The following is a 23,823-nucleotide window of genomic DNA, read 5'->3' as shown; positions in this document are numbered from 1 at the left end:
GTTCACCCTCCTGCGAACGGGGGGAGCACCTCGACCGTGCCGCCCTCCGCCAGCCGTACCGTCTCATGCGCGCGGGTCCCGACGGGGTCGCCGTCGACCAGGAACGAACAGCGCTGGAGTACCCGTGCCAGCTCGCCGGGGTGCCGCTCCCGGGCCGCGTCCAGGGCTTCCGCCAGGTTCTCCGCGGCGTACGGCTCCTCGGCGACTCCGGCGGCGGCCTTCGCGGCGGCCCAGTAGCGGATGGTTCCCGCTGCCATGACGGCACTCCCTTCGTTCGTGTGCGCGCCGCCCCCCATGATGGGCTATGGCCGGGCGAGCCAGGTCCCGAGCCGGTGCAGCAGCTCCTCGCCGGCGGCGTTCTCGGCGTGGCCCATGCCGGGCTCCAGCCACAGCTCGGCCGGGGTGCCGGCCGCCTCCGCCGCGGCCGCCAGCATCAGCGGGTGGTCGACCGGGAAGTACGGGTCACGGTCGCCGTGCACCACGAGCAGCGGGGTGGGCGCGATCAGCGGCACCGCCTCGAACGGCGCCAGCGGCACCGGGTCCCACGCCTTGTGGTCGATCCGGGTGGCGAGCCCGTAGCGCCCGACCAGGCGGCCGACCGGCCGGGTCACCACCCAGTGCACGCGTCGCATCGCGGGCGTCCCCCGGTAGTACCAGCGGGCGGGGGCGGAGACGGCGGCCACGGCGTCCGTGCGGGCGTCCGTCCCCTTCTCCAGGGCGGCGTGGCGCAGCACGACCGAACCGCCCATGGAGAAGCCGACCGTCACCACGCGCGCGTGGCCGAGCTCACGCGCCCAGCGGACGGCGGCGGCCAGGTCGAGGACCTCGCGGTCTCCGACGGTCGAGCGGCCGCCGGAGCCGCCGTGGCCGCGGAAGGAGAAGGTGACGACGTTCGCGTGGCGGCGGAGGGCCTGGGCGGCGCGCCGCAGCGCGGGCCGGTCGACCGAGCCGGTGAACCCGTGCGCCACGACCACCGCCGTATCGGTGACACTGGCCGTACAAGGTTCGTGAACCGCCTCGATACGGACATCGTCCACGGTGCGCAGGATGGCGCGGCGTGGGACGGAAGTGAGCGAGGAAACATCCACCATGTGAAATCGCCCCTCTGCCGCAGAAGTCATGTGGGCTATTCTGCTGTCAGAGGATCCGGGCAACGCAGCCCCCGGGTCCTTTTGTGTTTTCCGACCGTTGTTACGGGCGGATGAACAAAAGCTCTCGGGGCGCGAGAGCCACACGTGAGTACGACCCAGCAGTGCCGCAGACGTCCTCGCAGGGACCGAGGAGGAACCGACGTCATGGACGAGCGAACGACGCACGACCGACCGACGACACACGCGACCCCGGCAGGGGGGACGCGATGAGCTCTCTGCTGCTGCTCACCAACGCCCTCCAGCCGTCGACCGAGGTGCTGCCCGCCCTCGGCCTGCTGCTGCACAACGTGCGCGTGGCGCCCGCCGAGGGGCCCGCGCTCGTGGACACCCCGGGTGCCGACGTGATCCTCGTGGACGGCCGGCGCGACCTGCCGCAGGTCCGCTCGCTCTGTCAGCTGCTCCGCTCCACGGGACCCGGCTGTCCGCTGATCCTGGTCGTGACGGAGGGCGGCCTCGCGGCCGTCACCGCCGACTGGGGCATCGACGACGTGCTGCTCGACACCGCGGGTCCCGCCGAGGTCGAGGCGCGGCTGCGGCTCGCGATGGGCCGGCAGCAGATCGTCGCGGACGACTCCCCGATGGAGATCCGCAACGGAGACCTGTCGGTCGACGAGGCCACGTACAGCGCCAAGCTCAAGGGCCGGGTCCTGGACCTGACCTTCAAGGAGTTCGAGCTCCTCAAGTACCTCGCCCAGCACCCCGGCCGGGTCTTCACCCGTGCCCAGCTGCTGCAGGAGGTGTGGGGCTACGACTACTTCGGCGGCACCCGTACGGTCGATGTCCACGTGCGGCGGCTGCGGGCGAAGCTCGGCCCCGAGCACGAGTCGCTCATCGGCACCGTCCGCAACGTCGGCTACCGCTTCGTGACGCCGGAGAAGCCGGACCGCGCGGAGGGGCGGGCGGAGGCGCGGGCGGAGGCGCGCGTCAAGGAGGACACGCGCGAACTCACTCCGGTGGAGGACCGTTAACGTGGCGTATGCCACAGCGCGACCTGCCGGTAGGTAGGTCACCACGCGTAGACTTCCGCGCGTGGCCAAGGTGACGCGGGATGACGTAGCGCGACTGGCGGGTACTTCGACCGCGGTCGTGAGTTACGTGATCAACAACGGACCCCGGCCGGTCGCCCCGGCCACGCGCGAGCGTGTCCTCGCCGCCATCAAGGAGCTGGGCTACCGGCCCGACCGGGTGGCCCAGGCGATGGCGTCCCGGCGGACCGATCTCATAGGCATGGTCGTCCCCGACGCGCGCCAGCCCTTCTTCGCGGAGATGGCGCACGCGGTCGAACAGGCCGCGGCCGAGCGCGGGAAGATGGTGCTCGTCGGCAACTCCGACTACCGCACCGAGCGCGAGATCCACTATCTGCGCGCCTTCCTCGGCATGCGGGTCTCCGGGCTGATCCTGGTCAGCCAGGGCATGAGCGAGCAGGCCGCGAGCGAGATCGAGGCCTGGGACGCGCGGGTGGTGCTGCTGCACGAGCGGCCCGAGGCGATCGACGACGTCGCCGTCGTCACCGACGACATCGGCGGCGCCCAGCTCGCCACCCGGCACCTCCTGGAGCACGGCTACCCGTACGTGGCCTGCATGGGCGGCATCCCGAACACCCCGGCCGTCGGCGACCCGGTCGCCGACCACGAGGAGGGCTGGCGGCGCGCCATGCAGGAGGCGGGTCTCTCGATCGAGGGCCGGCTCTTCCAGGCGCCGTACAACCGCTACGACGCCTACAAGGTGGCCCTGGAGGTGCTGTCCGGCCCGGACCGGCCGCCGGCCATCTTCTGCTCGACGGACGACCAGGCCTTCGGCGTGCTGCGGGCCGCCCGCGAGCTGCGGATCGACGTGCCGACGGAGCTCGCGGTGGCGGGCTTCGACGACGTCAAGGAGGCGGCGCTGACCGACCCGCCGCTCACCACGGTCTACTCGGACCGCCCGGCGATGGCGCGCGCGGCGGTGGACCTGGTCCTCGACGACTCGCTGCGCGTGTCGGGCTCGCGGCGCGAGCGGGTGAAGCAGTTCCCGTCGGCGCTGATCGTGCGCCGCTCCTGCGGCTGCGGCTGAGCCGTACCGGGCGCCCGCAGGGGCGGGGCGACACGCCTCCGCACCCCGGCCGGGCGCCCATCTTTATTTCGGGCATACAGGGTTCTGTCGGGCTTCTCAGCCCGCGCTCAGACCGTTCTCATGAACGGATCCGAGAGTCGTGGTCATGACGGACGACACGCAGCCCCAGCCGCAGCCGTACTACCCGCCGCGGCCGCCGTACGACCCGGCCCAGCCGATCACCACCGAGCCCGGCACCACCATCTGGCCGTCCGGCGGGCACGTGCCGCCGCCCGTGGCACCGGCCGCCCCGGTGGGCGCCGCCCCGGCCGCCCCCACCCCGCACCGCCGGGCCCGGCGCGGCGTCGGGCTCATGGCGGCCGTGGCGATCGCCGCCGCGGCGATCGGCGGCGGGACCGCGACCCTGGTCCAGCAGTGGACGGCCGACGGGAACACGAGCGCGTCGAGCCCGGTGAACGGCACGAACGTGTCGGCGAGCAGCAAGGGCACGGTCGCCGGGGTCGCCCAGGCCGTCTCCCCCTCCATCGTGGAGATCTCCGCGAGCTCGACCGCGGGCGGGTCCACCGGTTCGGGTGTGATCATCACCGGCGACGGCGAGATCGTCACCAACAACCACGTCATCTCCGGCGCCTCCCGGATCACGGTGCAGACCTCCGACGGGAAGACCTACGACGCCCGGGTCGTCGGCACGGACCCCGACAAGGACCTGGCGCTGATCAAGCTGGAGGGCGCCTCCGGCCTCAAGGCGGCGACGCTCGGCGACTCGTCCCGGGTGCGGGTCGGCGACGAGGTCGTCGCCATCGGCTCCCCCGAGGGCCTGACCGGCACCGTGACCAGCGGCATCGTCTCCGCGCTCGACCGCGACGTGACCGTCGCCAAGGACGACGGCGGCCAGGGCCAGGACCAGGGCCGGCAGTACGACCCGCGCCAGGGCTGGCCGTTCGAGTTCGGCGGGCAGCAGTTCAACGGCGACACCGGCTCGTCGAAGACGACGTACAAGGCGATCCAGACCGACGCCTCGCTGAATCCCGGGAATTCCGGCGGCGCGTTGATCAATATGAACGGCGAGATCATCGGAATCAATTCGGCCATGTATTCGCCCAGTTCCTCGAGCGGTTCCTCGGCCGGCAGCGTCGGTCTCGGATTCGCGATCCCGGTGAACACCCTCAAGGCCGACCTCGACGACCTGCGCTCGGGCGGTGCCGGCTGAGCACGTGGGACGCTGACTCCATGACGGGACAGCGATACGAATCCGAAGGCGCCGAACGCATCCTCATCGTCGACGACGAGCCCGCCGTCCGGGAGGCGCTGCGCCGCAGCCTCGCCTTCGAGGGGTACGGGACCGAGGACGCCGTCGACGGGCTCGACGCGCTCGCCAAGATGGACTCGTACCGCCCCGACCTGGTCGTCCTCGACGTCCAGATGCCCCGCATGGACGGCCTGACCGCGGCCCGCCGGATCCGGGCCGCCGGCTCGACCGTGCCGATCCTGATGCTGACCGCCCGCGACACCGTCGGCGACCGGGTGACCGGTCTCGACGCGGGCGCGGACGACTACCTGGTGAAGCCCTTCGAGCTGGACGAGCTCTTCGCCCGGATCCGCGCGCTGCTGCGGCGCAGCTCGTACGCGGCGCCCGCCGCGGCCGCCGCGGCCGGCGGCGGCGACGTGCTGTCCTTCGAGGACCTGCGGATGGACCTCGCCACCCGGGAGGTGACGCGCGGCGGGCGCCCGGTGGAGCTGACCCGGACCGAGTTCACGCTCCTGGAGATGTTCCTGGCCCATCCGCGGCAGGTGCTCACCCGGGAGCAGATCCTGAAGGCCGTGTGGGGCTTCGACTTCGAGCCGAGCTCGAACTCGCTCGACGTGTACGTGATGTACCTGCGGCGCAAGACGGAGGCGGGCGGCGAGCCGCGCCTGGTCCACACCGTGCGCGGGGTCGGCTACGTGCTGCGCGTCGGCGGTGGGGGCGCGGAATGACCGGCCCCCTCGCCTGGTTCCGGTCCCGCCCGCTGCGTTCCCGGCTCGCCCTGCTCACCGCGCTCGCGGTGGCGGTCGCGGTGGCGGCCGTCTCGCTGGCCTGCTGGTTCGTGACGCGGGCGCAGCTGGAGCACGAGCTGGACTCGGCGCTGCGCAACAGCAAGGTGGACAACGGCTATCTGAACCTGGTGCTCGGCGGCTGCCGGGCGGGCCGGCAGGCGCCGCCGCTGCCGCCGTACACGGTGCAGGTGATCCTCACCGACGGCACCGTGTGCACCGCGGGCAAGGCGCCGATCCCGGGGCAGGCCTCGGACGTGGCGGTGGCCCGGGGGCTGCTCACGGACTCGCTGCACACGACGAAGGACGAGGACGGCCGGGAGATGCGCGTCTTCACGTACTCCGACCCGAACCGGCCCGGCATGGGCGTCTCGCTCGCCCGGCCGCTGTCCGAGGTCGACAACTCGATGTCGACGCTCCGCTGGGTGCTGCTGCTGGTCTCGGGCATCGGGGTGGTCGGCGCGGGCGCGGCCGGTCTGTGGGTGGCGCGGACGGGTCTGGCGCCGGTGGACCGGCTGACCGGGGCGGTCGAACACGTGGCGGCGACCGAGGACCTCACGGTCCGGATCCCGGTGGAGGGCGAGGACGAGATCGCCCGGCTCTCGCGTTCCTTCAACGCGATGACCGCGGCGCTCGCGACCTCCCGGGACCGGCAGGCGCAGCTGATCGCGGACGCGGGCCACGAGCTGCGGACGCCGCTGACCTCGCTGCGGACGAACATCGAGCTCCTCGCCCGCAGCGAGGAGACCGGCCGTGCCCTGCCGCCGGACGACCGGCGGGCGCTGATGGCCTCGGTCAAGGCGCAGATGACGGAGCTGGCGGCGCTGATCGGCGATCTCCAGGAGCTGTCGCGGCCGGAGGCGGTGACGCCGGGCCCGCTGGAGGTGGTGCCGCTGCACGGCATCCTGCGCTCCGCGCTCGACCGGGCGCGGCTGCGCGGACCGGAGCTCGACTTCGAGACGGACCTCGCGCCCTGGTACGTACGGGCCGAGCCGGCGGCCCTGGAGCGGGCCCTGGTGAACGTGCTGGACAACGCGGTGAAGTTCTCGCCGCCGCGCGGGACGGTCGAGGTGCGGCTGATGCGCGGGGAGCTGACCGTGCGGGACCACGGGCCCGGCATCCCGCCCGAGGAACTGCCCCACGTCTTCGACCGCTTCTGGCGCTCGCCGTCCGCGCGCAGCCTGCCGGGCTCCGGGCTCGGTCTGTCGATCGTGGCGCGCACGGTCGGGCAGGCGGGCGGCTCGGTGGCGCTCGCGGCGGCGGACGGCGGCGGCACGGTGGCGACGGTGCGGCTGCCGGGGGCGCCGACACCGCCGCCGACCGCGGACGCGGGACGGTCAGTTGTGCCGGATGAGGGACTCGACGAGTCCTGAGCGGGTGTTGGGGAAGTCCATCGGGACGATCCCGAGCCCCTTCCAGCCCGCGCCCTCGCCGTCGAGGAGCGAGTGGACCTGCGGGTTGAGGCGGTCGGCGTTCCAGCGGGGCGGGAGGCCGGCCGCGGTGGAGACGAAGTTGACGTAGAAGGGGCCGGGCCGGCCGGCGGCCTCGCGGAACTGGTCGCGGATCTTGGGCCATTTGCCGAACGGCTCGGCCTGGTAGTCGTCCTGCACGTCGAAGTACGTGCCGTCCGCCCAGCGCAGCCCGGGCAGTCCGGCGTTGTCGGCGAGGAGCACGACCCGGCCGCGGGCCTCGCCGAGGGTGGGCACGCCGGCGCCGATGCGGAAGAGGGGCCGCCAGCCGCGGTTGTCGAGGTAGTCGTCGAAGACGGCCCGGAAGGTGGCGTCGGACTCCGTCGAGTACTCCTGTTTGACCCGCATGAGGACGGTCTCGGTGGGGTGGGCCGCGAGGAAGTTCCAGCAGGCGACGAGGACGTCGCCGAACATCAGGTTCTGGTAGAAGGCCCCGTGGTGGATCGCGAAGGAGCCCCCGGTCACCCGGCACCGCACGTCCAGGAACCGGATTCCGCTGTCCAGTTGCTGGGCGATGGTGGTGTTCTGGCATTCGGTCCAGAGGCCGCCGTAGCGGGCGCCGGAGTCGTGGGTGCCGGGGATCGTGAGCCTCTGGAGCGGGGTGGGGTCGCCGTGGGCAGCCATCCAGTCCTGCGTCCCGAGGGCGGTGGCCGCCCGGGCGGAGGGGGTGCCCACGATGAGGGCGGCACCGGCTGCGGCGGCGCCCGCGAGAAAGCGTCGTCGGTCCATGGGCGGCACTATGGCACCGCTTGACGTGCTCCTGCCATAGCCCGTTACCGATCAGTATGCGGATCCGGCCGCTCCGCCCGCCCCGCCCCCGCCGACTCCACGCGCTCCGCGAGGGCCCGCAGCCCGACGGCGATCTCCCGGGCGTCCGGAGCCGCCTGAGCATCCGTCAGCCACTGCAGCATCACGCCGCTCAGCAGCGCCATGTGCACCGAGCCGAGGCTGCGGACGTCCTCCTCCGTCACCGCGCCCTCCGGGACCTCCCGCAGCTGGGCGGCCGCGCCGCGGCGCCCCTCGCGCTGACCGGCCGCGAGGAGGGCGAGCAGCTCGGGCGAGCTCTGCGCATGAACGAAGGCCTCGACACTGGCGAGCCAGAGCCAGCGCTGCTCCTCGAAGGAGCGGATCTTGCCCGCCCACAGCTCCTCGAAGCCACCGCTCGCCCCGCCGAACTCCTCGCCCCACTCCCCCATCGCCGCGAACAGCGCCTGATTGAGCAGGGCCTCACGGGAGCCGAAGTGGTAACCGATGGCGGCCATGGAGACGCCGGAGGCCGTGGCGATGTCGCGCACGGTGGTGCGCAGATACCCCTTCTCCTCAAGGCAGCGCCTGGCTCCGGCCAGCAGTTTCTCGCGGTTTCCCATGCGGGGATGGTACGCGCGGCGCCGACTTGGGCAAGCGCGCTATACAAGCGTCTTGCGCACTTGATCTATACGTGCGTATATTCCTCTTACCGGGCCGACACGGCATCAGCGAACGACCGAGCAGGGAGTCACGACATGCGCAAGGAACTCACCACCGCCGACGGCCGCACGCTCTCCTACCTGGACTTCACCCCCGAGAGCACCGGCCGCCCGCTGCTCGCCCTCCACGGGCACCTCTCCGAGGGCGCCTCCTACGCCCACCTCGCCGAGGCCCTGGGCCCGGAGTGGCGGGTCATCGCGCTCGACCAGCGCGGCCACGGTGACTCCGACCGCGCCCCCGACTACCGTCGCGAGGGCTACGTCGCCGACGCCCTGGCCCTCCTCGACCACCTGGGCCTGGACCGGGTCGTGCTCGTCGGCCACTCGCTCGGCGCGATCAACGCGTACCACCTGGCCGCCGCCCACCCGGGGCGCGTCGCCGGCCTCGTGTCCACCGACGCGGCCGCCCTCCTCACCGACACCGGCAGCAGCCCGCTCTCCTTCGTCCTCGGCTTCCCCTACACCGCCCCCACCCGCGAGGAACTGACCGCCGCCTGCGGCCCCGTCGGCCCGATGCTCGCCCCCGCCCTGCGCCCGCACGCCGAGGGCTGGCGGCTCCCCTTCCACCCCCAGGACACCGTCGACTCCGAGAGCCTGGTCCACGGCGACCACCGCGCCACCTGGCTCGCGAGCGACTGCCCGGCCCTCCTCATCCGCGGCACGAGCAGCCAGGTCCTCACCGCCGACCACGCCCGGGAGCTGGTCACCGGCCGTCCGCGCACGACCCTGGTCGAGCTCGACACGGACCACTTCGTCCAGCTGAAGGACCCGCGGGGGTTCGAGAAGGCGGTGCGGGACTTCTGCGCGACGCTGTGACCGCGCCCCGCCCTTCCGCCCCGCCCCGTCCCGCCCGGCCCCACGTGTCCCGTCCCCCCGTGCCCCGCCCCGTCCCCGACCAGGTGCGAGAACGCCGGAGGGGCGGCACACCGCCGAAACGGTGTGCCACCCCTCCCCTTCCGTCCGGGCCGCGCGGGCTACTTCGTGTAGTAGCCCGCCACGTCGGCGAGCAGGTCCACGGAACCGGAGTGGTTGTACAGCGTCACCCTGCCGTCCTTCACCGGGACGACGACCAGGTTCGCGACCGTCTGCCCCTTCACCACGTTCAGGTTCGACGTCGCCGGGCGCGGCGTCCCGTACGGGTACACCGCCACGAACGTCGTCGCCGTCGGGTTCGTCGCCGTCACGTTCATGACGACGGCCGACACACCGTCGGCCGGCACCCCGCCCTGGCCCGCGATCCGCACGGACACGACCGCGCCCCCGGCCACCTTGGCCTTCCCCAAAGTGTTGAGCACCCGCGCCGGAGCAAGAGCCTTGAACCGGTCGCCCTGACCGGCGGTGCCGGTGAAGTACCCGGCCACGTCGGCGAGCAGGTCCACGGAACCGGAGTGGTTGTACAGCGTCACCCTGCCGTCCTTGACGGGCACGGTGACCAGGTTCGCGGCCGTCTGGCCCCGCACCACGTTCAGGTTCGACGTGGCCGGGCGCGGCGTCCCGTACGGGTAGGCCGACACGAACGTCGTCGCCGTCGGGTTCGTCGCCGTCACGTTCATCGTCACGGCCGTCACGCCCGCCGCCGGGACCCCGCCACGGCCCGCGACCTGCACGGTCACGGTCGTGCCCCCCGCCACCTTGGCCCGGGGCGCACCGACTCCGCCCAGGGTGTTGAGCACCCGCGCCGGAGCCACCGGCGCGAAGCGGTCGCCGTCACCGCCGAGCGTGTAGTAGCCGGCGACATCGGCGAGCAGGTCGACCGAGCCGGAGTGGTTGTACAGCGTCACCTTGCCGTCCTTGACCGGCACGGTCACCAGGTTCGGCACGCTCTTCCCGGCCGTCACGTTCAGGTTCGACGTGGCCGGGCGCGGCGTCCCGTACGGGTAGGCCGACACGAACGTCGTCGCCGTCGGGTTCGTCGCCGTCACGTTCATCGTGACGGCCGTCACGCCGGTCTCCGGGACCCCGCCACGGCCCGTGATCTGCACGGTCACCGTCTTGCCCGGGCCCACCTGGGCCTTCGGCGCGCCGATCCCGGCGAGGGTGTTGAGCACCCGGGCGGGAGCCACCGGCTCGTACGTGCCGAGCCCGCCTCGCGTCAGGAACACCTCGCCCTGGCGCCGCAGTTCCCCGCCGACGCCGTCCGCCGGCACGGCGGTCAGCTCCCAGCCGTACCGGCCGTCGGCCACGGCCGCGCCGCCCTCGCCCTTGCCGTCCCACACGGCCTTCACCAGGCCGCGGGCCTCACCACCGGTGAGCGTGCGCACGACGGCGCCGGCCCGGTCCCTCACGGTCAGCTTCCAGGAGGCGGCCGGCTTGGACAGCCACCACTTGCCGGTCCAGGAGGCCTCGGCCGCCGCGAGGTCCACCACGCCGCCGTCGCCGGAGGAGTCCAGGACCGACAGGTCCGCGGCGGGGATGCCGGTCGGCACGACGTGGATGCGCTCCTGCGTGTCCGAGTAGTAGACGTGGCCCCCGAAGCGGTCCACGGTCCAGGCACCCGTGTAACGGGACAGGTCCCCGATCACGCGCGTCGGCCCCCCGCCCCGCAGCGGGGTGAGGGACAGCACGCCCCCCTTCACGTGGGTCAGGTATCCGTCGCCGAGCTGGCCCCCGCGGAAGTCGTGCTCGGGCACGGCGATGTCGGTGCCCGTGGTCAGGTCACGGACCGCCGCCTTGTTGTCGTAGGAGCAGGCCCAGTAGAGGTGGGAACCCCACACCTGAAGGTCCGACAGATTGCAGTCGGACACCTTCAGGGACTCCTTGACCGCCCCGGAACGCACGTCGACGACGTCGACCACGCCGGGCGTCAGGGTCTCGTGCCACAGCGTGCCGCCGACGAGCGCCGTCTCCTGGTTCCCGTTGTCCGGGCGCCGCAGCAGGATCTGCTTCGTGTCCAGGTCGGCCACCTGCAACTCGTTGCCCTGGGGGAGGTAGGCGAAGTAGGAGATGTAACGGCCCGAAGCCCGCCTCGACGGGCCGTAGCTCCGGGGCAGCTCGGTGACGGGCGTACCGGGGAGGTTCTGCCCGGCCTCCACCACGTGGGTCTCCCCGTTCGGGCCGCCGAACACCGTCCGCCCGTCGCCCGTCTGGTCCTGCCACGAGCACTCGGCCTTCTCGGGACAGGCGGAGTCGTCGGGGTCGAGCTCCCGCATCGGGCCGACGGCGGGTCCACCGCTGACCGTCAGCTCGCGCTCGCGCACCCGCGACGTGGTCCACGGCAGCGTCTCGTTCGTCTGCAGGACGCCGTTGGCGGCCAGCATCGACCAGTGCCGCGTGGGGGCGAGCGGAATGTCGGCGGCCTTGCTCGCGACCGGCGCCCCGCCGTTCTCCCCCGCTCGTACGGAGTGGACCGTACGCTCGGTGCCACTGCCGGAGCGCGCCGCGATCACGCGGCCGTCGGGGCCGACCCGGGTGTCGCCGGTGATCCGGTCGAGCACCTCCTGCTCCGCACCGCCCGCGAGCGGACGGGCGACGAGGCGGTCGCCTCCGTCGCCGGGGACACGGGCCAGGAGGTGGTCGCCGAGGAGCGCGACCGGCGTCCCCGCGGCCCAGTCGAGTTCGTGGAGCGGCGCGGAGAGATCGCCCGCGAGGTCCCAGACCTGCACCCGCCCCGAGGCCAGGGGGCGGAGGAAGTACCGGCCCGCCATGGCGGCGGTGCCCCCGGTGGCGGCCGTGCCGAAATCCACGGGGTGCAGGGTGAACGCGCGGTCGATCCACACCCGCTGGGCGACGCCGCCGAGCTTGTACGTGACGAAGAGGCCGTACGGGCTGTCGGTGCGCGAGGGGGTCACCTCGGTGGCCCCCTCCGGGAGCGTCACGCTCCGGTCCGTCGACGTGCCGTCCTGCTCCGGCGTCAGCAGGTGCAGCACACGGCGGTTCTCCTTCTCGTACGTCACGACGGACCGGCCCATCATGGCCGCGACCACCTGCCCCCCGGGCGCCGTGACCGTCTTGGTGGTCCGCGTCGCCGGGTCGAAGAGCCGCACGCTCGACACCGTCCAGAACGAGGCGATCACGTCGGTGTCCGTGGCGACCGGATGGGAGAACGGGATCCGGAACTGCCTGCCTTCGGCGAACGAGAACCAGTTGTACCCCTCGAAGAAGGAACCCTGGACGAAGCCGGTCAGCCCCGCGACGGGCAGTTTGCCCGCGTCCGGATCCACCGACAGCTCGACCGGAAGTACCACCTCCGCCGGCGGCTCCGCCGCCACCGCCGTCCCCGCCCCCAGCGGGATCATGGTCACGAGTGCCGCCGCGGTCGCGACGGCGGCCGCCGTGGCGCGGCCACGGCGGCTCTTCAGAACGCTGCGCAAGTAGAGGTCCCTCCCCAGGAACCGGGACCAGGCTCCCCACCCGTCCCGAGAGGCCGACGGTAACAGCGCCCGGACTCCCGGGCCAAGAGTTTTCGAACCGATTCAAGAAATGCCGGAGGGGTGACGCACCGGCCTGCGGTGCGCCACCCCTCCTCGGTCCCCGCTCACCGGCGGAGCGTTCGGCTCACTTCGTGTAGTAACCCGCCGCGTCCACGATCAGGTCCACGTAGCCGGCCCGGTTGTACAGGTCGATGGTGCCCTCGGCCGAGATCGGGACCACGACCTGGTTCGCCACCGTCAGCCTCGGCACCAGGTTCAGGTTCGAGATCGTCGGGCGGGCCGTCAGGAACGGGTGGACCGCGACGTAGGTCGCGGACGTCGCGTTGGTGCCCGCCACGTTCAGGACCAGCGAGCTGGCGCCGGTCTCCGGGACGCCGCCGAAGCCGGCGACGCCCAGCCAGACCGCGCTGTCCGGGGGCAGCTTGCCCTCCGCGCCGTACTCACGGGTGTCCAGGAACCGGATCGGGCTCAGCGGCACGAAGCGGTCCCCCACGCCGGGCGTGTTGGTGAAGTAGCCGGCGACGTCGCCGAGCAGGTCGACCGTGCCGCCGTGGTTGTACAGCGTCACCTTGCCGCTCTTCACCGGCACGGTCACCAGGTTGGCGACCACCTGGCCCTTGACCACGTTCAGGTTGGACGTGGCCGGGCGGGCCGTCCCGTACGGGTAGACCGAGATGTAGCTGGACGCCGTCACGTTGGTCGCCGTCACGTTCATGACGACCGCCGTCACACCGGTGCTCGGCACCCCGCCGCGGCCCGCGATCTGCAGGTTCACGGTCTTGGCCGCGCCCACCTTGGCCTTCGGCGCGCCGACGCCGGCCAGCGTGTTGAGGATGCGGGCCGGGGTCACCGCCTTGAAGCGGTCACCGGCGCCGTCGAGCGTGTAGTAGCCGGTCACGTCGACGAGCAGGTCGACGGTGCCCCACGCGTTGTACAGCGAGACCTTGCCGTCCTTGCCGACCGGGACCGTCACCTGGTTCGGGACGCTGCGGCCGGCGGGCACGTTCAGGTTCGAGGCGGACGAGCGGGGCGTCCCGTACGGGTAGACCGAGAGCCACGTGCCGTTGGTCGGGTTGGTCGCCGTCACGGTGAGGACGACCGCCGAGACGCCCGTCGAGGCCACGCCGCCGCGGCCGGTGACCTGGAGGTCCACCGTGCCGTTCTGGCCGACCTTGCCCTTGGGCGCGCCGACGCCGGCGAGGGTGTTGAGGATGCGGGCCGGCGGGACCGGCTTGAAGGTGGAGATGCCGCCGCGCGTCACGAACACCGCGCCACCGGCGGTCAGCGTCTCACCGGCGCCGTCGGCGGGCGGGGCGCTGAGCTCCCAGGTGTAGCGGCCGTCGGCGACCGGGGCGCCGGTCACGCCGTTGCCGTCCCAGACCGCCTTGATCAGACCACGGGTCTGCTGCCCGCCGTACGTGCGGACGACCGTGCCGGCCTGGTTCTTGACGTTCAGCGTCCAGGAGGCGGCGGGCTTGGACAGCCACCAGCGGGCGGTCCAGGCGTCGCCGCCCTCGACATCGACCTTGTCGGACGAGATGTCCGAGTCGAGGACCGACACGACCGAGGCGGGAACGCCGCTCGGGACGACGTGGATGCGCTGCTGGTCGTCGGTGAAGACGGAGCTGCCGCCGAAGCGGTCGACGCTCCAGCCGCGCTCCGGGCGCGCGTCGGCCGGCCGGCCGAGCTCCCGGGTCTGACCGCCGCCGCGCAGCGGGGTGAGCGAGAGGACGCCGTCCTTCTCGTACGTGACGTAGCCGTCGCCGAGGCGCGCCGCGGCGTGCGCGGGCAGCACCGTGTTGACCTTCGTCACGGTGTTCAGGACGCCGGACTTCTGGTCGCACTTCCAGTAGAGGTCGGCGCCGACGGACTGGACGTCCTTCAGGGCGCAGTCGGCGGCCGCGACCGTACGGGTCGTGGTGCCGGTGCGGACGTCGATCGCGTTGACGGAGCCGACGGCGCCGGTGGCGGTCCACAGGGTGGTGCCGCTCAGCGCGGCCGGGCCGCTGCCGAGGTTCCGGTTGAAGACCGTCTTGTTGGCGTCCAGGTCGTGGACCCGGCGCTCACCGGTCTGGGCGAGGTAGGAGACGTAGCGGCCGGAGGCCTCCACGTCGCTTGCCACGGAGCCCGCCGAGGTGACGGTGCCGGGCAGCTGCGCGCCCTCCGCGAGGACGTACAGGCCGCCGCCGACCTTGCGGACGACGCGTCCGTCGCCGGTGGGCACCACGTCGGAGGCCGCGTCGAGCCCGGTGGCCGTGCCGCGGTCGACCCGGTCGCCCGCGACGAGCGGTCCGGCCGCCTTCGTCTCGATGGAGCGGAGGCGGTACTCGCCCGAGGCGAGCTGGTCCACGGCGTGCAGGACGCCCTGCGCGACCGAGACCCGGGCGGTGGGGGTCGGGACGCCCGGGACGTCGGCGACCTTGGTGGCGGTGAACTCGCCGTCGGCGCCCGCCTCCACCCGGTGGACCGGGCGGGCGGCGTCCTTCTCCTCGGTCACGGCGAGGAGCGGTCCGGCCTTGAGCCAGGGCGAGCCGATCACGTTGTCGAGAACGGTCTTCTGCTCGCCGCCGGCGAACGCGCGGGACGCCAGCGTCCGCGTGCCGGCGAGCCTGCTCAGGATCCGGTCGCCGCTGACGGCGATCGGGTCGTCGCCGAGCTTCCAGTCGGTCTCGCGGGCCGGTCCGGACCAGTCACCCTTGAGGTCCCAGACCTGCAGCTTCCCGGCTGCGGTGACCTGGAGCAGGGTGTCGCCGGAGACGGTCGCGGACCTCGCGTCGGCGGCGAGCGGGCGCAGCTTCGGGGTGTCGCCGGACAGGTCGACCCAACGGACGCCGCCCGAGTCGCCCGCCTCGTACGACAGCAGGAAGCCGTACGCGGTGGTTCCCTGGACGACGAACTCCCCGGCGCCGTCCGGCAGACCGGTGATCTCGCGGTCCACCTGGGTGCCGTTCTCGACGGAGAGCGCGTGCAGTCCGGCTCCGGCCGTCGTCCCCTCGGTGATGACCGTGCGTCCGGCGAGGCCGACGACGACGCGGCCCGCTCCGAGGGTGATCGTCTCCTCGGGGCCTCCGGCGGCGTCCTGGAGGACGACCTTGCCCTGCGCTTCGTACGAGCGGGCGATGATGTCCGTGCCGGTGCCGTAGATCCGGGCGCCGCCGTCCTGGAACGGCGTGGAGGCACCGGTGGCGTAGGAGTACCAGCTGAGGTTCCCCTCCGCGCCCTGCAGGAAGCCGGTCGTTCCCGGCCGCAGGACCCACGCGTCGGGGTCGGCCGTCGTCGAAGCGGCCGGGATCACCAGCTCCGCCGGCAGATCGTCCTCGGCGGCGTACGCGAGGCCCGCGCCCACCGGTGTCAGCGAGATGAGTGCCGCGGTCGCCGCGGCGAGCGAGAGCGCGCTGGTGCGCCGCTTCCCCCACCCTGTCTTCATGTGGTGAACCCCTCCCCAGAAGTCCAAAGTCGAACGAGGGTAACAGGGCTTCGAACTCGTTCAAAACGACAAAAAGGGTGGCACCCGCCGAAGCGGGCACCACCCTTTGACGTCGGATTTCTACTGCACGACCGTGATCCGGTTCGCCGCCGGCACCGGCAGCGGCGCCGAGGCCGAGGAGTTCGCCGCGAGGTAGGCGTTGAACACGTCCAGGTCCGAGGCGCCGACCAGCTTGTTGGTGCCGGTCGCCAGGGCCGGGAAGCCGTCGCCGCCGCCCGCGAGGAACTCGTTCATCGCGACGCGGTAGGTCTTCGCCGGGTCGATCGCCTGGCCGTTCAGCTTGATGCTGCCGTCGACGACGCGGTCCGCGCCCGTCTTCGTCATGTCGAGCGTGTAGGTCAGGCCCTTCGAGACCTGGAGGATCTTGATCGAGTTCAGGTTCGAGCCACTGACCTGCTGCTTCAGCGCGGCGATCAGGTTCGCGCCGGACAGGTCGACCACGTTCATCATGTTGGTGAACGGCTGCACGGTGAACGACTCGCCGTAGGTCACGACGCCGTCGCCCTCGGTCCCGGCCTGCTTGTAGACCAGGTCGGCGCGGATGCCGCCCGGGTTCATCAGGGCCACCTGCGCGCCGCCCTTGTCGGCCGGGGCCAGGCCCTCCAGCTGCGCGTCGGCGATGAGGTCGCCGAGCGGCTTCTCGTACGCCGTGGAGCCGCGGCCGTTGATGTCGGCGGCGATGTAGCCCTGCGGACGGTTGGCGATCGGGGCCGCCAGGTCCTTCCAGTCGGTGATCAGCTTGCTCATGTCCTCGGCCTTGGGCACGTCACGGGTGACGACGTGGTTCGCCGAGGCGACCGCGGTGCGGACGATGTCCTTGGTGCGGCGGTCGTAGGTCAGCGTCGTGTCCGTGTACAGCTTGCCGAACGAGGACGCCGAGGTGACCAGACGCGGCTTGCCGGCCGGGTCCGGGATGCTGCACACGTAGGCCTGGTGGGTGTGGCCGGTGACCAGCGCGTCGACCTGCGGGGAGACGTTCTTCGCGATGTCGACGATCGCGCCGGAGACGCCCTCGCCGTCGCCGTCGCCGTCACCGTCGCAGTTGTAGTTGACGGCCGACGAGGCGGGCATGCCGCCCTCGTGCACCAGGGCGACGATGGACTTGACGCCCTTGCGCTCCAGGATCTTCGTGTACTTGTTGATCGTCTCGACCTCGTCGCCGAACTTCAGGCCCTTGACGCCCTCCGCGGTGACGACGTTCGGGGTGCCCTCCAGGGTCACGCCGATGAAGCCGATCTTGACCCCGTCCTTCTCCCAGATGAAGTACGGGTCGAGGAGCGGCTTGCCGGTCTTCTCCTTCGTCACGTTGGCCGCGAGGTACGGGAAGTCCGCGCCGCCGAAGGGCGCGAAGCCCTTCTCCGCGCCGTAGCAGCCGGCGACCGGGTGACAGCCGCCGTTCTGCATGCGGGCCAGCTCCACGGCGCCCTCGTCGAACTCGTGGTTGCCCACCGAGGTGACGTCGAGGTCCAGCGCGTTGAGCGCGTGGATGGTCGGCTCGTCGTGGAAGAGACCCGTCATGAGCGGCGAGGCGCCGATCATGTCCCCGGCCGCGGCCGTGATGGAGTAACGATTCCCCTCACGGGCCTGGCGCAGGTGCGTGGCCAGGTACTCGACACCGCCGGCGTCGATCTTCTCGGTGCTGCCGTCCGGCTTGATCCGGGTGACCTGGCCGGAGGAGCCGGCCGGCGGCTCCAGGTTGCCGTGGAGGTCGTTGAAGGAGAGCAGCTGGACGTCGACCATCCGCCCCCAGCCCTTGCCGTTGGTGCTGTACGCGGCACCCGCGGCGTCGACGTCGTCCTGCGACGCCCCGGCCGGCATCGCGGCGACGAGCGCCCCGATGGTGGCAAGGCCCGCCCCGGCGACGAGGATCCGCCGCCCCGCCCTGTTCTTCTTCCTGGCTGCCATCGCGCTTGTTTCTCCCCTTCGCCGCATGGCCGGTCTGCCAGCGCAGCCTAGAGTCAACGCGCGTAGCGCAACAGGGGTTGGCTGGTTACGAGCTGGTTGCCTTTGTCTTCCCGCGAGGCGGCGCGCCCCCGCCGTAGGCTCGTACACATGACTTCCGACGCGGCGCCGGCCCTCGAACCCGGACGGCAGATCACCAGCTACGAAGAACTGACCCCCGAGCAGGTCCAGGACGTGCTCGACCTCCTGGAGGCCGCCGACCGCACCGACGGCGTGCACGCCGTGTCCGAGCAGGGGCGGCTGTACCTGCGCCACGGCCGGCGCGAGGGCGTCCGCCACTTCCTGCTGACGGTCGGCTCCCACCTCTACGGCTACGCCCAGCTGGAGGAGACCGACCCGGTGGAGGCGCCGGCGGCCGAGCTGGTCGTGCACCCCTCGCACCGCGGCCGCGGGCACGGCCGGGCGCTCGGCACCGCCCTGCTCGACGCCTCCGGCAAGCGCCTGCGGGTGTGGGCGCACGGAGGGAAGTCGGCGGCCCGGCACCTGGCCCAGGTGCTCGGACTGACCCTGTTCCGGGAACTGCGTCAGCTGCGTCGCTCGTTGACGCCGCTCGACATCCCGGAGCCGACAGCACCCGCGGACGTCTCGATCAGGACTTTCGTGCCCGGTCAGGACGACGCCGCCTGGCTCGCGGTCAACGCGGCCGCGTTCGCCCACCACCCCGAGCAGGGGTCGCTGACCCAGCGGGACCTGGACGACCGGATGGCGGAGCCGTGGTTCGACCCGAAGGGCTTCTTCCTGGCGGAGAAGGACGGGCGGCTGGTCGGCTTCCACTGGACGAAGGTGCACGCCGAGGAGCAGCTGGGCGAGGTGTACGTGGTCGGGGTGCTGCCCGACGCCCAGGGCGGCGGCCTCGGCAAGGTCCTGACCGCGATCGGCCTGCGGCACCTGGCGGCCCAGACGCTGCCGACGGCGATGCTGTACGTGGACGCGGACAACACGGCGGCGGTCCGGGTGTACGAGGGGCTCGGCTTCACGACCCACGAGGTGGACCTGATGTACCGCACGGAGTCCTAAGGCGCCCGGCGGAACCGCAAGGCGCCTGACGGAGGGGGCGGTTGACACCGCCCCCTTCTTTGCACCACCCTTTCACTACTTGATTAGTGAAAGGGTGGTGCAAGGGTACGTGCTCGCCTACCGCATCGACCGGCGCAGCGGGGTCGCCACCTACCTCCAGATCGTCCAGCAGACCAAACAGGCCCTCCGCATGGGCCTGCTGGAACCCGGCGACCGGCTGCCCACGGCCCGCGAGGTCGTCGAGGCCACCGCCATCAACCCCAACACCGTCCTCAAGGCCTACCGCGAACTCGAACGCGAAGGCCTCGTCGAGGCACGCCGCGGCCTCGGCACCTTCGTGCGCGCCACCCTCGGCACCGGCCCCGCCGACTCGCCGCTGCGCGCCGAGCTCGCCGACTGGGCCCGCCGGGCCCGCGCCGAGGGCCTCGAACGGGACGACGTGGCGGCGCTCTTCACATCCGTACTGAACGAACACTTCGAGGGGGACGCATGACACCGGAGTCCGCGCTGAGGGCGGAAGGCCTCGGCACACGCTACGGAGGACGGTCCCGGCCCTGGGCGCTGCGGGACTGCTCCTTCACCCTGCCGGCCGGCCGTGTCTGCGCGCTCGTCGGCCCCAACGGCGCCGGCAAGTCCACCCTGCTCGCCCTCGCGGCGGGCCTGCTCCGCCCCACCGAGGGCACGATCGAGGCGCCGCCGCGGGAGCGCCTCGCGTACGTGGCGCAGGACAAGCCGCTGTACCCGCGGCTGACCGTCGCCGACACCCTGCGCATGGGGCAGGAACTCAACCCGGACCACTGGGACGAGGCCGCCGCCCGGCGGGTGATCGCCGACGAGCTCGCCCCCGGCTCACTCGTCCGCGAGCTCTCCGGCGGCCAGCGCACCCGCATGGCCCTGGCCCTCGCCCTGGGCAAGCGCCCCGAACTGCTGCTGCTCGACGAGCCGATGGCCGACCTCGACCCGCTCGCCCGCCACCAGCTGATGGGCCTGCTGATGGCCGACGCCGCCGAGCACGGCACCACCGTCGTGATGTCCTCGCACATCCTCACCGAGCTGGAGGGCGCCTGCGACCACCTGCTGCTGCTCCAGAACGGACGGATCCGCCTCGACGGCGCCGTCGACGACCTCCTCTCCGGGCACGTCCTGCTCACCGGGCCCGTCGCCGGCGCCGCCCTCGACCCGCACACCGTCGTCGACTCCCGCACGACGGGCCGTCAGCTCACCGCGCTGATACGCCGCGAGGGCCTCGTCGAGGGCCCCTGGGAGGTCGCCGACCCCACCCTGGAGGACCTCCTCCTCGCCCACCTCCGCACTCCCGAAGGAGCCCGGTCATGAGCACCCTCGCGCCGAAGGGCCTCGCCTGGGTGACGGTCCGCCAGTTCCGCCGGGCCCTGTGGACGGCCGCGGCCGTCGTGGCCCTCGCCCTCGCCGGCACCCTCGCGCTGCGCCTCTGGGACGCGCAGACGCCCGACCGGTGGATGGAGGACGGCTACTGGGTCCGCGGCGACGACAACCTCGCCTACGAGGTACTGCGCCTGGCCATGGAGTACGCGGCGGTCTACCTGCTCCTGCTGACGCCGGTCGTCGGCGCGTTCGTCGCGGGACCGCTCGTCGCCCGCGAGTTCGAGACCGGCACCTACCGGCTGAGCCTCACCCAGTCCGTCACCCCGGCGGCCTGGCTGCGTGCCAAGGTCCTCACCGCGGGCGTCGCCACCGTCGTGGTCACGCTCGCCCTCATGGGCGTCTTCCGGATCGGCTGGAGCCGGGTCTCGGGCACGTACCCGGTGGCCTGGGGCGACCGCGGACCGTACGAGTCCGGCGGCGTCGTGCTCCTCGCGTACGTGGTCGCCGCCGTCGGCGTCGGCGCCCTCGTCGGCCTCCTCGTCCGGCGCACCCTGCTCGCCATGGCGGCCACCGGCCTGGTCATGGGCGTGGTGATGACGGTCCTCGGCGCCCTGCGCTGGTCCTTCCTGCCGGTCCTCACGGTCACCGGGCCGGTCGGCCCCACCCTGTCGACCCCGGACGGCTCCCTCGTCATGGAGACCGGCCTGACCACCCGCTCCGGCGGGCGGATGGACGACGCGGTCTGCTGGGACCGGGCGGCGGTCACCGCTCCCGACCAGGCGGCGACGTCCGACGCGGCGTGGAACGACGCGTGGAACAGGGCCTACGACGCCTGTCTCACCGACCACGGCGTCACCGGCCAGTACCTCGACTACCACCCGCAGTCCCACTTCTGGCCCACCCAGCTCATCGAGACCGGCATCCTCCTCGCCCTCGCCGCTCTCGCGCTGTTCGCCGCCTTCCGCGTCCTGCGGGCCCGGCTGCCGTAGCACCCCGCCGGAGCGACCGGGGGCGGGGCCCATGCGGCCCCGCCCCCGATTCCCGCACGTCACGTCCTCGTTACCAATCATTCAGACGCGCTTGCGACGCTCACGCAATGAAGCGCTCCGTGCCCGCGCCCCACCGGGCCCTCCCGCAGGGGAGACTTCCCAAAGGGAGACTCCCCTCCCCCACGGCCCGCTCCGACGCGCCCGACCACCCCTTCGCGCGGAAGAATGGGGTCATGAAGCAGCAGCCCGCCGAGGTCCCGGTCCAGTCGTCCACCGCGACGACCCCCCAGCCCGCCCTGGGGTCCATAGCCGCCCACCGCCCGCACGCCGTCGACGGCGGGGCCGTGAGCGATCTCGAACCCGACCTGGACGCCGATCTCGACGCGTACGAGGACGACGACAGCGCCGGTGAACTCCCGCAGGGCCGCTTCCTCGACCGGGAGCGCAGCTGGCTCGCCTTCAACGAGCGGGTCCTGGAGCTCGCCGAGGACCCGACCACGCCCCTCCTGGAGCGGGCCAACTTCCTCGCGATCTTCGCGTCGAACCTGGACGAGTTCTTCATGGTGCGCGTCGCCGGCCTCAAGCGCCGCATCGCCACCGGCGTCGCCACCCGCTCGGCCTCCGGGCTGCAGCCCCGCGAGGTGCTCGACCTCATCTGGACCCGCTCGCGCGAGCTCATGGCCCGGCACGCCGCCTGCTTCCAGCAGGACGTCGCCCCGGCCCTCGCCGACGAGGGCATCCATCTCATCCGCTGGCCCGAGCTCACCGAGAAGGAGCAGGCCCGCCTCTTCACCCTGTTCCGGCAGCGGATCTTCCCCGTGCTGACCCCGCTGGCCGTGGACCCGGCGCACCCCTTCCCGTACATCTCCGGGCTCTCCCTGAACCTGGCCGTCGTCGTCCGCAACCCGGTCAGCGGACACCGCCACTTCGCCCGCGTCAAGGTGCCGCCGCTGCTGTCCCGCTTCCTGGAGGCCTCCCCCGAGCGCTACGTCCCCCTGGAGGACGTCATCGCCGCGCACCTGGAGGAGCTCTTCCCCGGCATGGAGGTGCTCGCCCACCACATGTTCCGGGTGACCAGGAACGAGGACCTGGAGGTCGAGGAGGACGACGCCGAGAACCTCCTCCAGGCCCTGGAGAAGGAACTCATGCGGCGCCGCTTCGGCCCGCCGGTGCGCCTGGAGGTCGAGGAGTCCATCGACCCGTACGTGCTCGACCTGCTGGTCCGCGAGCTGAAGATCTCCGACTCCGAGGTCTACCCGCTGCCCGGCCCGCTCGACCTCACCGGCCTCTTCGGCATCGCGTCCCTGGACCGGCCCGAGCTGAAGTACCCCAAGTTCGTCGCCGGCACCCACCGCGACCTCGCCGAGGTCGAGTCCGCCTCCGCGCCCGACATCTTCGCCGCCGTGCGCGAGCGGGACGTGCTGCTGCACCACCCGTACGACTCCTTCTCCACCTCCGTCCAGGCCTTCCTGGAGCAGGCGGCGGCCGACCCGGACGTCCTCGCGATCAAGCAGACGCTGTACCGCACCTCCGGCGACTCCCCGATAGTCGACGCCCTCATCGACGCCGCGGAGTCCGGCAAGCAGGTCCTCGTCCTCGTCGAGATCAAGGCCCGCTTCGACGAGCAGGCCAACATCAAGTGGGCACGCAAGCTGGAGGAGGCCGGCTGCCACGTGGTCTACGGCCTCGTCGGCCTGAAGACCCACTGCAAGCTCTCGCTGGTCGTGCGCCAGGAAGGCGAGACGCTGCGCCGCTACTCGCACGTCGGCACCGGCAACTACCACCCCAAGACCGCCCGGCTCTACGAGGACCTCGGCCTGCTCACGGCCGACCCTCAGGTCGGCGCCGACCTCTCCGACCTGTTCAACCGGCTCTCCGGCTACTCCCGCCGCGAGACCTACCGGCGGCTGCTCACCGCCCCCAAGTCGCTCCGCGACGGCCTGGTCTCCCGGATCAACAAGGAGGTCGCCCACCACCGCGCCGGGCGCCCCGCCTACGTCAAGATCAAGGTCAACTCGATGGTCGACGAGGCCGTCATCGACGCCTGCTACCGGGCCTCCCAGGCCGGCGTCCCGGTCGACATCTGGGTCCGCGGCATCTGCGCCGTGCGCCCCGGCGTCGGAGGCCTGTCGGAGAACATCCGAGTCCGCTCGATCCTCGGCCGCTTCCTGGAGCACTCCCGGATCTTCGCCTTCGGCAACGGCGGCGAACCCGAGGTCTGGCTCGGCAGCGCCGACATGATGCACCGCAACCTGGACCGGCGCATCGAGGCCCTGGTCCGGGTCGCCGACCCCGCCCACCGGGCCGCCCTCACCCGGCTCCTGGAAACGGGCATGTCCGACACCACCTCCTCCTGGCACCTCGGCCCGGACGGGAACTGGACGCGGCACGCGACCGACCCCGAGGGCCAGCCGCTGCGGCACGTCCAGGAGATGCTCATCGACGCGCGGAGGCGCCGGCGTGCACAACCCTGACATCACCT

18 protein-coding genes are annotated in these 23,823 nt (G+C 72.4%); 11 read left to right on the top strand and 7 right to left on the bottom strand.

The window, feature by feature from the left end; genetic code table 11:
- Window positions 1-2: 2 nt before the first annotated feature.
- Together AB0M16_RS27485 and AB0M16_RS27480 are read right to left on the bottom strand one after the other, a co-directional pair.
- Complete coding sequence (locus AB0M16_RS27485) at window positions 3-257, bottom strand: MoaD/ThiS family protein (protein WP_365347474.1); 255 nt, start codon at window positions 255-257, stop codon at window positions 3-5.
- Window positions 258-302: 45 nt separating this feature from the next.
- Window positions 303-1,121 carry an alpha/beta fold hydrolase gene (locus AB0M16_RS27480; protein ID WP_365347472.1) on the bottom strand — a complete coding sequence of 273 codons (819 nt, stop codon included), beginning with the start codon at window positions 1,119-1,121 and terminating at the stop codon, window positions 303-305.
- A gap of 236 nt (window positions 1,122-1,357) precedes the next feature.
- On the opposite strand from AB0M16_RS27480, the gene AB0M16_RS27475 reads away from it, so the two are divergent.
- From AB0M16_RS27475 to AB0M16_RS27455, 5 genes are all read left to right on the top strand, one after another.
- Window positions 1,358-2,119, top strand: a complete 762-nt coding sequence (locus AB0M16_RS27475; RefSeq protein ID WP_365347470.1) for a response regulator transcription factor — start codon at window positions 1,358-1,360, stop codon at window positions 2,117-2,119.
- A gap of 61 nt (window positions 2,120-2,180) precedes the next feature.
- Complete coding sequence (locus AB0M16_RS27470) at window positions 2,181-3,203, top strand: LacI family DNA-binding transcriptional regulator (RefSeq protein WP_365347468.1); 1,023 nt, start codon at window positions 2,181-2,183, stop codon at window positions 3,201-3,203.
- 145 nt (window positions 3,204-3,348) lie between these two features.
- Entirely contained in the window at window positions 3,349-4,413 is a 1,065-nt protein-coding gene (locus tag AB0M16_RS27465; RefSeq protein WP_365347466.1) for a trypsin-like peptidase domain-containing protein, read from the top strand.
- A 20-nt stretch (window positions 4,414-4,433) separates the two neighbouring features.
- Entirely contained in the window at window positions 4,434-5,180 is a 747-nt protein-coding gene (locus AB0M16_RS27460; protein WP_365347464.1) for a response regulator transcription factor, read from the top strand.
- A complete protein-coding gene (locus tag AB0M16_RS27455) occupies window positions 5,177-6,610 on the top strand; it encodes a HAMP domain-containing sensor histidine kinase (RefSeq protein ID WP_365347462.1) in 1,434 nt (477 codons plus the stop codon). The genes AB0M16_RS27460 and AB0M16_RS27455 overlap by 4 nt, the downstream gene beginning before the upstream one ends.
- On the opposite strand, the gene AB0M16_RS27450 is transcribed toward AB0M16_RS27455, so the two are convergent.
- Complete coding sequence (locus tag AB0M16_RS27450; protein WP_365347460.1) at window positions 6,575-7,435, bottom strand: phosphatidylinositol-specific phospholipase C; 861 nt, start codon at window positions 7,433-7,435, stop codon at window positions 6,575-6,577. The genes AB0M16_RS27455 and AB0M16_RS27450 overlap by 36 nt on opposite strands.
- Before the next feature lie 44 nt (window positions 7,436-7,479).
- Window positions 7,480-8,073, bottom strand: a complete 594-nt coding sequence (locus AB0M16_RS27445; protein ID WP_365347458.1) for a helix-turn-helix domain-containing protein — start codon at window positions 8,071-8,073, stop codon at window positions 7,480-7,482.
- Window positions 8,074-8,208: 135 nt separating this feature from the next.
- Between AB0M16_RS27445 and AB0M16_RS27440 the strand changes: the two genes are divergently transcribed.
- The gene (locus AB0M16_RS27440) at window positions 8,209-8,988 is read left to right on the top strand and encodes an alpha/beta hydrolase (RefSeq protein WP_365347456.1); all 780 of its coding nucleotides are present in this window, start codon (window positions 8,209-8,211) and stop codon (window positions 8,986-8,988) included.
- Window positions 8,989-9,146: 158 nt separating this feature from the next.
- Here AB0M16_RS27440 and AB0M16_RS27435 read toward each other — a convergent pair whose 3' ends face one another.
- From AB0M16_RS27435 to AB0M16_RS27425, 3 genes are all read right to left on the bottom strand, one after another.
- The gene (locus AB0M16_RS27435; protein WP_365347454.1) at window positions 9,147-12,482 is read right to left on the bottom strand and encodes a FlgD immunoglobulin-like domain containing protein; all 3,336 of its coding nucleotides are present in this window, start codon (window positions 12,480-12,482) and stop codon (window positions 9,147-9,149) included.
- A gap of 184 nt (window positions 12,483-12,666) precedes the next feature.
- On the bottom strand, window positions 12,667-15,969 hold the full coding sequence (locus AB0M16_RS27430; RefSeq protein WP_365347452.1) for a FlgD immunoglobulin-like domain containing protein: 3,303 nt from the start codon (window positions 15,967-15,969) through the stop codon (window positions 12,667-12,669).
- 120 nt (window positions 15,970-16,089) lie between these two features.
- A complete protein-coding gene (locus tag AB0M16_RS27425; protein WP_365347450.1) occupies window positions 16,090-17,934 on the bottom strand; it encodes a bifunctional metallophosphatase/5'-nucleotidase in 1,845 nt (614 codons plus the stop codon).
- Window positions 17,935-18,081: 147 nt separating this feature from the next.
- On the opposite strand from AB0M16_RS27425, the gene mshD reads away from it, so the two are divergent.
- The 5 genes from mshD to AB0M16_RS27400 all read left to right on the top strand — a co-directional run bounded on the left by mshD (window position 18,082) and on the right by AB0M16_RS27400 (window position 23,815).
- Window positions 18,082-19,008, top strand: a complete 927-nt coding sequence (gene mshD / locus AB0M16_RS27420; RefSeq protein WP_365347448.1) for a mycothiol synthase — start codon at window positions 18,082-18,084, stop codon at window positions 19,006-19,008.
- A 109-nt stretch (window positions 19,009-19,117) separates the two neighbouring features.
- Window positions 19,118-19,501 carry a GntR family transcriptional regulator gene (locus tag AB0M16_RS27415; RefSeq protein WP_365347708.1) on the top strand — a complete coding sequence of 128 codons (384 nt, stop codon included), beginning with the start codon at window positions 19,118-19,120 and terminating at the stop codon, window positions 19,499-19,501.
- The gene (locus AB0M16_RS27410) at window positions 19,498-20,343 is read left to right on the top strand and encodes an ABC transporter ATP-binding protein (protein ID WP_365347446.1); all 846 of its coding nucleotides are present in this window, start codon (window positions 19,498-19,500) and stop codon (window positions 20,341-20,343) included. Before AB0M16_RS27415 ends, AB0M16_RS27410 begins: the two co-directional genes overlap by 4 nt.
- A complete protein-coding gene (locus AB0M16_RS27405) occupies window positions 20,340-21,341 on the top strand; it encodes an ABC transporter permease (RefSeq protein WP_365347444.1) in 1,002 nt (333 codons plus the stop codon). Before AB0M16_RS27410 ends, AB0M16_RS27405 begins: the two co-directional genes overlap by 4 nt.
- A gap of 233 nt (window positions 21,342-21,574) precedes the next feature.
- Entirely contained in the window at window positions 21,575-23,815 is a 2,241-nt protein-coding gene (locus AB0M16_RS27400) for an RNA degradosome polyphosphate kinase (RefSeq protein ID WP_365347442.1), read from the top strand.
- Window positions 23,816-23,823: the final 8 nt, after the last annotated feature.

This window comes from Streptomyces sp. NPDC051921, from assembly GCF_040680975.1.
In the GTDB taxonomy this organism is placed as follows: Bacteria; Actinomycetota; Actinomycetes; order Streptomycetales; family Streptomycetaceae; genus Streptomyces.
The sequence above is the reverse complement of the archived record's forward strand: the minus strand, read 5'-3'. Positions and strand labels throughout refer to the sequence as shown.

Coding starts and splice junctions, on each gene's coding strand:
- AB0M16_RS27410 (WP_365347446.1), top strand. CDS start 19,498: ATGACACCGGAGTCCGCGCTGAGGGCGGAAGGCCTCGGCACACGCTAC.
- AB0M16_RS27450 (WP_365347460.1), bottom strand. CDS start 7,435: ATGGACCGACGACGCTTTCTCGCGGGCGCCGCCGCAGCCGGTGCCGCC.
- AB0M16_RS27475 (WP_365347470.1), top strand. CDS start 1,358: ATGAGCTCTCTGCTGCTGCTCACCAACGCCCTCCAGCCGTCGACCGAG.
- AB0M16_RS27405 (WP_365347444.1), top strand. CDS start 20,340: ATGAGCACCCTCGCGCCGAAGGGCCTCGCCTGGGTGACGGTCCGCCAG.
- AB0M16_RS27480 (WP_365347472.1), bottom strand. CDS start 1,121: ATGACTTCTGCGGCAGAGGGGCGATTTCACATGGTGGATGTTTCCTCG.
- AB0M16_RS27425 (WP_365347450.1), bottom strand. CDS start 17,934: ATGGCAGCCAGGAAGAAGAACAGGGCGGGGCGGCGGATCCTCGTCGCC.
- AB0M16_RS27400 (WP_365347442.1), top strand. CDS start 21,575: ATGAAGCAGCAGCCCGCCGAGGTCCCGGTCCAGTCGTCCACCGCGACG.
- AB0M16_RS27430 (WP_365347452.1), bottom strand. CDS start 15,969: ATGAAGACAGGGTGGGGGAAGCGGCGCACCAGCGCGCTCTCGCTCGCC.
- AB0M16_RS27485 (WP_365347474.1), bottom strand. CDS start 257: ATGGCAGCGGGAACCATCCGCTACTGGGCCGCCGCGAAGGCCGCCGCC.
- AB0M16_RS27465 (WP_365347466.1), top strand. CDS start 3,349: ATGACGGACGACACGCAGCCCCAGCCGCAGCCGTACTACCCGCCGCGG.
- AB0M16_RS27460 (WP_365347464.1), top strand. CDS start 4,434: ATGACGGGACAGCGATACGAATCCGAAGGCGCCGAACGCATCCTCATC.
- mshD (WP_365347448.1), top strand. CDS start 18,082: ATGACTTCCGACGCGGCGCCGGCCCTCGAACCCGGACGGCAGATCACC.
- AB0M16_RS27440 (WP_365347456.1), top strand. CDS start 8,209: ATGCGCAAGGAACTCACCACCGCCGACGGCCGCACGCTCTCCTACCTG.
- AB0M16_RS27445 (WP_365347458.1), bottom strand. CDS start 8,073: ATGGGAAACCGCGAGAAACTGCTGGCCGGAGCCAGGCGCTGCCTTGAG.
- AB0M16_RS27455 (WP_365347462.1), top strand. CDS start 5,177: ATGACCGGCCCCCTCGCCTGGTTCCGGTCCCGCCCGCTGCGTTCCCGG.